General features: G+C 32.8%; 5 protein-coding genes. All 5 read right to left on the bottom strand.

The annotated features are described in order from the left end of the window. Positions 1-69: 69 nt before the first annotated feature. Complete coding sequence (gene bglX / locus ACKGJY_RS12895) at positions 70-2,376, bottom strand: beta-glucosidase BglX (protein ID WP_413974313.1); 2,307 nt, start codon at positions 2,374-2,376, stop codon at positions 70-72. 58 nt (positions 2,377-2,434) lie between these two features. Next, positions 2,435-4,060 carry a PKD domain-containing protein gene (locus tag ACKGJY_RS12890; protein ID WP_413974312.1) on the bottom strand — a complete coding sequence of 542 codons (1,626 nt, stop codon included), beginning with the start codon at positions 4,058-4,060 and terminating at the stop codon, positions 2,435-2,437. Between the two features lie 28 nt (positions 4,061-4,088). Continuing rightward, entirely contained in the window at positions 4,089-7,400 is a 3,312-nt protein-coding gene (locus ACKGJY_RS12885; protein WP_413974311.1) for an FG-GAP-like repeat-containing protein, read from the bottom strand. A gap of 117 nt (positions 7,401-7,517) precedes the next feature. Continuing rightward, positions 7,518-9,017 (bottom strand): RagB/SusD family nutrient uptake outer membrane protein, encoded by a 1,500-nt coding sequence (locus tag ACKGJY_RS12880; protein ID WP_413974310.1) that lies wholly within the window; start codon positions 9,015-9,017, stop codon positions 7,518-7,520. A 10-nt stretch (positions 9,018-9,027) separates the two neighbouring features. Then, positions 9,028-12,114, bottom strand: a complete 3,087-nt coding sequence (locus tag ACKGJY_RS12875; RefSeq protein WP_413974309.1) for a SusC/RagA family TonB-linked outer membrane protein — start codon at positions 12,112-12,114, stop codon at positions 9,028-9,030. Between the last annotated feature and the right edge of the window lie 160 nt (positions 12,115-12,274).

Raw genomic sequence — 12,274 nt, 5'->3', positions numbered from 1 at the left:
AATTTTATAAGGGGTTTTTTGATAACTCATCTAAGTCACATTATTATGCGTTTAAATGACTAGTTGTCGCTATTTGGAGACTAACTCAAACTTTTCTTTTAGGCTAGTTATAGAGCTACCTCCGATAAAAACTTCAAATTCACCAGGTTCTACAATAAATTCACCTTGGTTATTATAAAAACCAAGTTCTTTCTTAGTTAGTGTGAAGTTTATCGATTTACTTTCACCAATATTTAATTCTACAAGTTTAAATCCTTTAAGTTCTTTAACTGGTCTTGTAATACTAGCGTGTAAATCTCTTATGTACAGCTGTGTAACTTCTTTACCTATAAAATCACCAGTATTAGTAATTTTAAAAGATATATTTATATTTTCATTAATATCATAAACTGTTTTAGACAAATTAATGTTTTTGTATTCAAAAGAGGTATAACTTAAACCATGACCAAAAGGATATAAAGGCGTGTTTTCTACATCACTATAGTGAGACCAGAATACAAAATCAGGATTATCAGCCTGCTCATTTACTGGTCTGCCCGTATTTTTATAATTATAATAAATTGGAATTTGCCCAACGTTTCTAGGAAACGTCATAGGCAGTTTTCCACTAGGGTTGTAATCTCCATAAAGAACTTGAGCTACTGCATTACCAGTTTGCGATCCTAATTGCCATGCTTCTACTATTGCTGGAATATGCTTTGACGCCCAATTAATAATGAGTGGTCTACCATTATTAAGAACAAGAACTACGTTTTTGTTTACAGCATAAACAGCTTCTAAAAGCTCTTGTTGTATGCCTGGTAAACCTATATCTGTCCTGCTTCTAGCTTCTCCACTTTGAAAACCATGCTCTCCAAGCACAATAACTACTTTATCTGCTTTTTTAGCTGCATTAATAGCAGATTTAAATTCACTTTTATCTGTTGTGTTAATCTTTACTTCTTCGGTAAAAATAGTTTTGCCAATAGAAACATCTGCTCCTTTTTTAAAAACTAACGTATTGCCTTTATAGTTTTGCATCCCTTCTAATACAGAAACAGCTGTGTTATCATCAGAGGCTATTCTCCAACTTCCTAAGGGACTATTTTTTTCAGAAGCCAAAGCTCCAATTAAGGCTATAGTTTGTCCATTTTTTTCGAGAGGTAGTAATTGATTATCATTTTTTAAAAGCACTATCGACTTTTTAGCCATATCTAATACTGCATCATGATTTGCTTTACTATTTATTACAGCTTTTTCTCTAGCTTCGTCGCAGTATCTATAAGGATCATCAAAAAGACCAAGTTCGAACTTAACAGTAAGAATGCGCCTAACGGCATCATCCACAATACTTTCATCTACAGCACCTTCTTCAACCAGTGTTTTTAATTCAGTTACATATGCACTAGATTCCATATCTAAATCAGATCCTGCAATTACAGCAAACTTAGCAGCGTCTTTTTTATTTTTAGCATAACCCCAAGTCTCCATTTCTTTTATTGATGCCCAGTCTGACACCACAAAACCATTAAAATTCCATTTACCCTTAAGTATATCTCTAAGTAGAAATTTATTTCCTGTTGCGGGTACGCCATTAAGATCGTTAAATGCATTCATCATAGATTTTACGCCAGCATCTGAAGCTGCTTTAAATGGTGGTAAAACAATATTGTAGAGTGTGGAAGTCCCAATGTCTACAGTGTTATATTCTTTACCAGCCTCAGAAAATCCATAACCTGCAAAATGTTTTGCACATGCAGCTATAGTACTAGGACTCGACAAATCATCACCTTGAAAACCAGTAACTCTAGCCTTAGCAATTGCACTACCTAAATAAGGATCTTCTCCGCCACCTTCCATAACACGTCCCCATCGTGGATCTCTGGAAATATCAACCATTGGACCGAAAGTCCAATTAATACCGGAAGCAGCAGCTTCAGAAGCTGCTACCTCGGCAGATTTTTTTATAGCCTCTAAATCCCAACTAGCTGCTTCTGCTAGTGGTATTGGGCTAAGTGTTTTATAACCGTGTATGACATCAAAACCTATAATTAGTGGGATACCAAGTCTCGTTTCTTCAACTGCAATCTTTTGAACAGCTCTAACTTCTTTGGCGCCTCTTACAGATAGCATAGATCCTACTAATCCATTTTTTAAGTGATCATATTTTAATTTAGCGTTACCATCAGTTGGCCCAGGACCTGTTACATCCCAAAACCCATTGTATTGGTTCATTTGTCCAACCTTTTCCTCAAGAGTCATTAATTCGAGTAAAGAATCAACTTTTTTATTGATTGAATCTTTTTTAGAATAGGATGCACTCGATTGCTTTTGCTCACTACAAGAAAAAATCATTGACAGACTTACTAAATAAAATAATACACTTTTAATATTCATTTTATGTACTTAAATTCTATAAACACGATTACATTAATTACTTTACTACTAAAATGTTTTATGGTTTGATAATATCATCCATATAAAAAGTACCTGTATCACTAGAAGGACCATTTATGATAAAAACTATTTGCGTATAAGCTCCAATTTCGTCAGGAGTTAAAGGCTGAAAGTTGGTATCGTCATTTGGTTCAAATGCTCTAATAGCATTAGCATAGTTAAATGTTAATTCTTCCCAACCTGAGCCTGTGTGATTTGCTGTAACTTGAGCTGATCTTGCACCAGCTGGCGAAACTTTTAAGTCTACAGAGAATGGTACTGGTACTGTTGAATATAGCTTAATGGTAATAATTTTGTCTGGAGTTGTTAAATCCAGCAAAGGAATGTTAAATCCAGATCCTTGAAACATACCAGCTCCTCTTTGTATTTCTAATACTCTAGCAGATGTGTTACCTGCTCCAGGAAAAGGATTATCTACAATTTGAATTGGTGCTCCAAAGTCGAAATCACCTTCTAATGGATCATTTTCAAAATCAAAAAGATATTGCGGACCAACAGGAATTTCTCCAAGAACCTGTCTAAAATCATCTACAAAGAACGTACCTTGAGTAGTTCCAGGGCCATCAACGAACATTACCATTTGCGCATATTGGCCAACAGCTAATATTGATTGAAAGTTTTCTGGATCATTAGGTAAAAATACTTTTGTTGCATTAACAAAATCAAATTCTAATGTTTCCCAACCAGATCCTGAATGTTCTGCAACAACTTCTACGCCTCGTTCTCCGTTAACTCCGTTTGTAAACTGTAATGTAATAGGGAGTGTGTTACCTGTATCATTATAAACTTTAACTTCTACTAGTTTCTTGTCACCACTAAAATCTATTGGGGTTGGAAGATCGTAAGTGAAACCTTCAAATGCATTCCCCATATTTGTTATAGCAGCAACATTACTTTCTACATCATTTGTTCCAGATAAATCAGGATTAGTTACTACTTCAGTTGAAACTCCACCAAAAGGATTAAAAGTGTAATCTGTAATAGGATCATCAAATGATAACAAAAGGTCTAGTGCACCTTCTAATATAAAAATACTTTGTGTTGATTGGTTTGATTTACCGTTTTGAGCATTACTAGCATCAATTATTATATCATAACTTCCACCCATAGCATAGGTGTGTCTTACAGTATCTCCAGCATTCAAGGTTTCAGTTGTACCATCACCAAAATTAATAACAAATGTATCTGCATTATCTGCAGTTGGAGTGATACTTACTTCTTTTGCAGTTTCAGAAACTATCAAACCACTTTCTATGTTAAGTATTGCAGTACGTTCAACAAAAATATCTTGTGTAATTTCTGTTGTTTTATCATTTGGCGAAATAGCTATAATCCTTACCGTGTAATTACCTTCTGGATATATATTTGTTGCCATTAAATTTCTACCTATTAATGCTTCAGTATTATCTGGATCACCAAAAAGTATTCTAAAAGATGATACTCCAGTTGCTAAAGGAGTTACTGTAACAAGACCTGAATTATCGGTTGATACATCTACGGTGGCTTGTACTTCTTCTGGTGCTTCATCAGCAAATAATACGTAGTTAAAATCGTTTTCTTCCTCACATGACGCAACTGTCAAAATAAGGGTAAAAGCAGTTAAAAGTTTTAAGAGTTTTTTCATTATTAAATAGTTTAGTTTAAATTTTATATTAATTATTGGTTTTTATAAACTGTAAAAAATCGTTATTTTTTACTGAGATAATATATGTGTTGTTTTTTATAGTAATAAGTGACATGTCTTTAACATCTCCACTGGTGTATAAACCACTTATATTTGATGCTATAGGTTTAAAAACACCTTTACCATTTCCTTTTAAAAACATACCATATCCCGCATCTGCTCTTGGTGTTTCAACCTCAGATGCAAATAAGTTTCCTGCTGTAACAGCATCTAAGTTTCCATCTTTATCAAAGTCTTTTACCAGTATTTGATTTATAGGACTTATTTGCGCTTCATTGGGTAGTATATGTTGTTTAAAAGTACCATTGGTATTTTCTAAATAGATACTAGAAAAGGATTTAACTTGATAATGTATACCTTTTTCTAGTTTATCTTTATCATAAACATCTGTTAATGTTGCTGTAGAATATTCATCATACGTTTCATATTTCTTTTTAATATTTGGCATTTGTTCAGATGAGCATTGTCTTCCTCTAACAGGATATTTTTTACCGTCATTGTAGTAACTTAAAACAATATCGTTAATATTATTACCATCAAAATCATTTAAGTAAATATCAAAAGTTTCATCTTTGTTGGCTTTGTATTTGTAATTTAAACCAAGGTTGCCACAAATTATATCTGGATCTCCATCTTTATCAAAATCTCCAGACGATAAACTAAACCACCAACCAACAGTATCACTTAAACCTAATGCGTTAGTTACATCTTTTAAATTACCATTTTCATTTTTAAAAACGGTTATTGGCATCCATTCTCCTGACACAAATAGATCTTTCCAACCATCATTATCATAATCTAACCAAAGCGAAGTTGTAACTAAACCTAATTTTGAGAATTTCGAAGCATTTTTCTCATTAATTTTAAATTGCGGTCTTCCAGGTTTACTAATATTTTCTAATAGGTAACTATTAACAGGGAAGGGATAATTAGCAGGTAATAATCTACCACCAACAAATAAATCTAAGTCACCATCTTTATCAAAATCTTCTGCTGTAACTCTACTACCACTTGTTGGTATTAGTGGTAAAGCAAATTTACTTTTAACAAAGTTTCCTTTGCCATTATTTATGTACAAACGATCTTGTAGCATTTTAGAATTTGGCTTAAATTCATTACCACCGCTAACAATATAAAGATCGTTATCTCCATCTCTATCTGCATCAAAAATTAAAGCACCAATATCTTCATGATGTCTATCTTCTAAAAGAATTTTAACTTTTTGTTGTGAAAAGCTACCATCTGTTTTTTGAAAAAATAATCCTCCTGGATATTTTGATGCTGCTCCTACATAAAAATCATCTAAACCATCACCATTTAAATCACCTACTGCAATACCTGGTCCAAATTGAGATGTTTTATGAGGTAACAAAAGCTCATATTTAAAATCATCGTAGATGTTCTCTTTATGTTTGTAAATAGCTAAAGTATCTGTAAAACTGTTAAAGATTAAATCACTATCAGTTGAAACTGACTTTTCTTTTTTTGCGTCTATATAATTTATTGTAATAAGTTGGTTAACTTCTAGGTCTTTAATTAGCTGCGTTTTACCATCTGGCCATGTTATTTTAGCTTGTTTGATAGTAGTTTTATCACCTAAACCAAAATGCAATTTAGGAGCTACTGAAGATTGAAAACCTCTACTTAAGGTTAGTTCTTGAGTTTGATTATAATCTTCTAAATCTAAATCTACGCGACTGCCTAACCCAAATGTATTGTTTGGTTTACCTGAGAAGTTAAAAGCTATATAATTGTTTGTTTCTGAGCTTTTATTTTCGAAAATGGTAGCATAATCATCAATGTTATTAGTGATGATTTCTAAATCACCATCATTATCTAAATCGGCATAAACTGCTCCATTAGAAAATCCTTTATATTCAATACCCCAAGTAGTATTTGCCTTTTCAAACGTTAAGTCTTTATTGTTTTTAAAAACGTAATTATCAATTTTTTCAGAAGGAATTCTTAAACTTTTTGATAATAAACTATCCTTATTTTTTTTCTGTCCTTTTAAACCAGCAAAGTAATCCTTATTGTTAATTTCTCTACGAGTTCCATTAGATATAAAAATATCTTTCCAACCATCATTATCTAAATCAACAAATAAGGGTGCCCAACTCCAGTCTGTAGACGATAATCCTGCTAATCTAGAAACATCACTAAATTTTGGTAAACCATCACCTTTGTTTCCCAAACCAAGCTGTAATGTATTTTGCATGTATTGATATTGAAACCCAACTTTTTCAATATTTTTAAACATTTGCGGATTCATACTAGCCATATTAGCTTTAGAACGCCTGTTAGATTCAGCATCCATATCCATTTGCAAAATATCTAAAAAGCCATCATTATTAAAGTCTGCAATGTCTACACCCATACCGTAAAAGGATGTGTGGTTTGTTGTTTCCTTTATTTCATCAGAAAACGTACCATCCTGATTGTTGATATACATACAATCTGGACTTCCAAAGTCATTAGATATATATATGTCTTTATAACCATCTTGATTTAAATCTGAAACAGTTACACTTAAAGACAAACTGTAAGTTTTTACATTTGCTATTGCAGTTACTTTAGTAAATGTGTTACCATCATTGCGATATAGATTATCAGTTTCCTCATTGGTAACTCTATCCATTCGCATTTTATAGTTAAAACTATTGTAATTAAATGGTGTAATTGGATAATTTGCTACAAATACATCAAGATCTCCGTCATTATCATAATCAAAAAAAGAGGCATCTACACTGTTTCCAACATCATCAAGACCGTATTTTTTTGAGGATTCAGAAAACGTGTTATCACCATTATTAATAAATAATTGATTTTCTCTAGGTGTCGATTGTCCACCAACTAAGCAGTAAATGTCTAAAAAACCATCATTATTTACATCGGCCATTGTTGTGCCAGTATACCAACGATTATCCCCTTTTATCCCCGCAGTATCAGTTATATCTTTAAATTTTAAATTTCCTTGGTTTAGGTATAACTTATTCTCAACCATATTTCCAGAGAAAAATAAATCTACAAGTCCATCATTATTAATATCTCCAGCAGATATGCCTCCACCCATATACAAGTATGGGTATGTAAAATAATTTAATGTATCGTTTTCTGTTAGTATGTTTGAAAACAAAATACCTGTAGAATCTTTATCCAGTTTGTTAAAAATTATATTTTCATTGTTTTTTAATACATCATTATTAGCCACATCTTTTTTACAGGCTTGAATAAAACCTGCTAAAGTGATGATAAAGGCAATAAATGATGTTTTTTTCATAGCAATAAATATGACTACGCGGATTAAGTAAAATAGTCATTTAAAGGAAAAGAGAGTAAAGTTATAGCCTTACTCCCAATTCACTGACTACTAAAACTAATTAACTATAAGTTTTGATTAGTATCCTGGATTCTGGTCTTCAGGACCTATTCCATCGTTTGTATCAATTTCTACCTGTGGTATCGGCATAAGTCTATGTACGTCAGGGTTATAACCTCTAGATTGACCAGAATTATCAGTTGTAATTTCTTGTGCATCAAGATTCCATCTGACTAAATCATCAAATCTTACTTGTTCACCACATAATTCTATCATACGTTCATGTACTATAGCATTAAAAACACCAGAAGGCGTATCTACGGGAAAGCCAGCAGCGTCCATTTCAGGTGTGCCATAAAGAGGCATTTCCACCCTTGCACGGATCTCATTTAAAAAATCTATTGCACCCGGATCATTATTTAGCTTGTGTTCTACTTCTGCTTGCATTAATACAACATCTGCATAACGCAATACTCTTGCGTTAGTTTCCCCGTTTTGTATTACTTGAGCATTATCGTATAGTTGAGAAAATTTAAACCATCTTATATTACCAGCATTCCAAATTAACTCATTATTAGGGCCATAAGGCACTCCGTTTTGAAGAATGTGTAAATTTAGTCTTGGGTCGTCATCTTCATATTCAGCTAATAATTTATTAGATGGGTTTAAGTTACCCCATCCTGTATATTCTTGTGCATGAAACGTAACTTCAGAAACACCTATACCCGTTTGAGACCATAAATCCTGTTCTGTATTGTCTCCATTAAATGATACTTCAAACATAGATTCATCATTATATTCTCCTGTATCATTAAAGTTATCAGTATACTGATCTAACGGTAATAAAGAATAGTCAGAAATTTGAGCAAAAGTAGTTTGAGCTTCTCTATACATTTCTCTATGTAAATACACTTTACCTAACATTCCTAAAGCAGCGCCACTAGTAGCTCTACCTCTTTCGGTTGCACCTTTTGAGTATAAAAGTTCAGAAGCTAATTGAAACTCATTAATTATTACTTCATAAACTTCATCAACAGTACTTCTTGGTTGAGGTGTAATAGTAGCCTCAGACTGTAATAACAATGGTACTCCTCCATATCGTTTTACTAAGAAATAATAATATAATCCTCTAAGAAAGTGCGCTTGTCCTAAAGCATCATCAATATCATCTTCCGTAAAATTAGAAGTTGCTTGTCTAGCTCTCATTGTTTCTTCTCCCTCAAGTACAAAATTACATGCGCCTATACCATTATAACAGTTATTCCAATACTGAGTTGTTTGCAGTAAAGAAGGCGTTAAAGAGAAATTAAACGAAGTTACAAAGTTTGGATCTCCACCTGATTGAGACTCATCAGAGAATGTGTCTGGTAAGATATACCCATATCTTTGGTATAAACCTGCATTTTGTAATTGAGCGTAAGCTGCATTAGCAGATGCTTCAATTTGTGCAAGTGATTCAAAAAAAGTATCAGAAGAAAGTTCGTTAGTATTTTTTACTTCAACATCATCGTTACATGATACTACCAATAGGGAGGTAAGCATCAAAACAATAGCTTTAAATTTAAATGTTTTTTTCATATTATTTTTTTTAAAATTCTAATTGTAATCCTACTATAAAAGTTTGCGGTCTTGGAGCTTCTCCACGATCTATACTTGTTCCTTGTAAAAGACCATTAGCGCCATAAAAGGGTGCTATTTCAGGATCTAAACCTTCGTATCGAGTTAAAGTTACTAAATTTTGTCCTTGTAAATAAACTCTAGCCTTTGTTAATATCCCCTTAAATGTATTATTTAATAAATCTTTTGGTAAAGTGTAACCAAGTGTTACGTTTCTTAATCTTGCATAAGAAGCATCCTGTATATAGCGTGTAGATATAAAGTTATTTGGGTTATTACCTTCAAATCTAAATCTAGGTATATCAGTAATATCTCCTGGGTTTTGCCAGCGTCTTAGTACATCTACACTATGGTTTGTTACGTTTTCTTGCCCCTGAAGGAACCAGATATTAGCATTTAAAGCATCAACACCATAAACTCCAGTAATCAATAAACTCAAATCAAAGTCTTTATAGCTAGCTTTAATATTAGAAGCAAATGTAAAATCTGGATTAGGATCACCAATTACTAATCTGTCTTGCTCATCGATGTCACCATCACCATTTTGATCTTTATATCTTACGTCTCCTGGTCTTGGTAAAAATACTTGACCAGAAGTAGCATCTAAATTATCAGCACCTAAGTGATCTATAATAGCTTGCTCATCTGAATACACACCTTCAAACTCTAAACCAAAAAAGTGAAATATTGGCTCTCCAGGAGCTAATCTACTTAATTGCTCTGAAAACGGTGGGTTAAAGTTTGCTTGTCTTAGTTGATTAGTTACAGATCCTAAAGAAATCACATTACTTTCAGATCTGGATACATTTCCCCAAAAACTCCACTTAAAATCACCTTCATAGTCGTTATATCCTAAAGTAAGTTCAAGTCCTTCAACCTCAACATCACCAACATTTTTAGGTAAAACTACACCAGTTTGCGAATCTCCTGGGATACCAGCTGATGGTCTTTGAGCTTCACCAACTATTAAACCATCACTTCTATTTTTAAAATAGTCCGCAGCAAATGTTACTTTATTGTTCCATAAGCCTAATTCAAAACCATAATTTTGATTTATACCTTGCTCCCAAACTAAATCACGATTGTTTGCTCCAATTACAGTAAAGCCATTTTCTCTAGATCCATCTATAGGAAAACTAAAACCTGGAGCTACAGAGGGTTGAAATTGGTTTACTCTAGAACCTGAATTAGGCAACCTATTATTACCAGTAACACCATAACTTGCTTTAAGTTTTAAATTATTAATGATACTATTTTCAAGAAATTTTTCTTTTGAAGCAATCCAGCCTACCGATGCTCCTGGAAACCAACCGACACTATTTTCTGGTGCGAAAAATGATGATTTATCTCTACGTATAGAACCTTGTAACAAGTATTTGCCTTGGTAGTTGTAGCTAAAACGCCCTAGATAAGATACTAAATTAACAGGTATGGTAAAACTGTTTGATATACCATTCTGTACCTCTGGTATTAAAGAAGTAATATCTGTTGATAAATCTCCAGCTAAAACTTCAGTTTTGTCTTTTTGTTGTTCTGCTACAAGAGTAGCATCTATATTATGATCTCCAAATGATTTACTATAGTTTAAAGTGTTTGTAAATATAGTAGTTATTGAATTTGTTCTTCTTTTAGAGATAATGGTATTTGGCTGTCCAAATTGTCCTGTTGTTGTAAAGGCTCTAGAAATATTATCTTGAAAATTGTATTGAGCATTCAATCCAAATTGAGATCTATATGTTAACCCTTCTGCTAATTTGAATTCGGCATACAAACTTCCAATTAAAGAAGTTACTCTATTTAAATTATCTTCTGTTTCTTGAACTCTTACTTGGTTTCTAGAGTTATTCACATCACCTGCATTAGGCCCTGCAAAACTACCATCAGGATTTCTAACAGGAATATATGGCGCTGCAGCAATGATATTGTATAACGGTACACGACCACCACTAGTTTGTGGTGCTATAGTTTCTGTGTATCCGTAGGCAAAGGTCTCTCCAATTTTGAAGTTATCATTTATTTTAGCTTCACTATTAGCATTAAATGTGTAACGCTTAAAATTAGTGTCAATATAAATACCATCTTGGTCAAATGCTGAGAATGAGAAATTATATTTAGCATTTTCTGTACCACCATTAGCTCCAAAGTTATAGTTTGTTAATAAGGCAGTTCTAAATAATGCTTCCTGCCAATCGGTTTCAATACCGTTACCATCAAATTCAGGATTATTATTTATTACACTTACTAAGGTACCATCTTCATCTTGTGCATTTATTTCTTTTATATATTGCACGTATTGTTCTGTATTTAACAAATCGTATCTCTGATTAGATTGTTGAAATCCAGAATAGGTGCTAAAGGTAAAAGAAGTTCTACCTACTACACCCTGTTTTGTTGTTACAATAATTACACCGTTAGATCCTCTAGAACCATATATAGCAGCTGCAGCAGCATCTTTTAAAACATCTATTTTATCAATACTGGCTGGATCTATATTGTTAATACTGTTTGTGAATACACCATCAACTACATAAAGTGGCTCGCCATCGCCAAAAGTATTAAGACCTCTAATACTAACTAAAGTTCTAGAACCTGGAGCACCACCAGCAGAAATATTTACACCAGCTGCTCTACCCTGTAATGATTGCGAAATATCTGCAACAGGAATTTCACTTAATTCTTCTGATTGTACTGAGGAAATAGAAGTGGTTAATGTTGAGCGTTGTTGAGAACCATAACCAATAACAACTACTTCGTCTAAAGATTGAACATCTTCATCTAAAGTGATGTTTATAACAGTTTTACCGTTAACATTAATTTCTTTGGTAATATAACCAAGGAATCCTACTGAAATCACTGCATCGCTAGATGACAATTTTAGTGAGTAATTACCATCAAAATCTGTGGTAGCTCCATTGGTTGTTCCTTTTTCTATTACACTAGCGCCTGGTAAAGGGACAGAACCATCTGTAACAACACCAGTAATTGTTTGCGCAATTAGAAAGTTTGTAAACATTAAAGTAACTACAAAGAGTAGTTTTTTTGATTTATACATCATCATATATTTAGTTTAATTTAGTTTAAAGATTAAGTTTATGTTAAGTTAAGTATATTCTATTACAAATTTAATTTTTTATACTAGGTTCTATTTAGAACAATTTGAGCATTGTTTAGTATTTTTAATGCAATCATCACATTTTAATGGTGTTACCAAGTGATAT

Origin of the sequence: Hyunsoonleella sp. 2307UL5-6, from assembly GCF_047345485.1 — a bacterium.
Lineage (GTDB): Bacteria > Bacteroidota > Bacteroidia > Flavobacteriales > Flavobacteriaceae > Jejuia.
This window is presented reverse-complemented; position numbering and strand designations above follow the sequence as displayed.

Bases quoted from the DNA above. Each gene is read 5' to 3' on its own strand.
- bglX (WP_413974313.1), bottom strand. From the start codon at position 2,376: ATGAATATTAAAAGTGTATTATTTTATTTAGTAAGTCTGTCAATGATT.
- ACKGJY_RS12890 (WP_413974312.1), bottom strand. From the start codon at position 4,060: ATGAAAAAACTCTTAAAACTTTTAACTGCTTTTACCCTTATTTTGACA.
- ACKGJY_RS12885 (WP_413974311.1), bottom strand. From the start codon at position 7,400: ATGAAAAAAACATCATTTATTGCCTTTATCATCACTTTAGCAGGTTTT.
- ACKGJY_RS12880 (WP_413974310.1), bottom strand. From the start codon at position 9,017: ATGAAAAAAACATTTAAATTTAAAGCTATTGTTTTGATGCTTACCTCC.
- ACKGJY_RS12875 (WP_413974309.1), bottom strand. From the start codon at position 12,114: ATGATGATGTATAAATCAAAAAAACTACTCTTTGTAGTTACTTTAATG.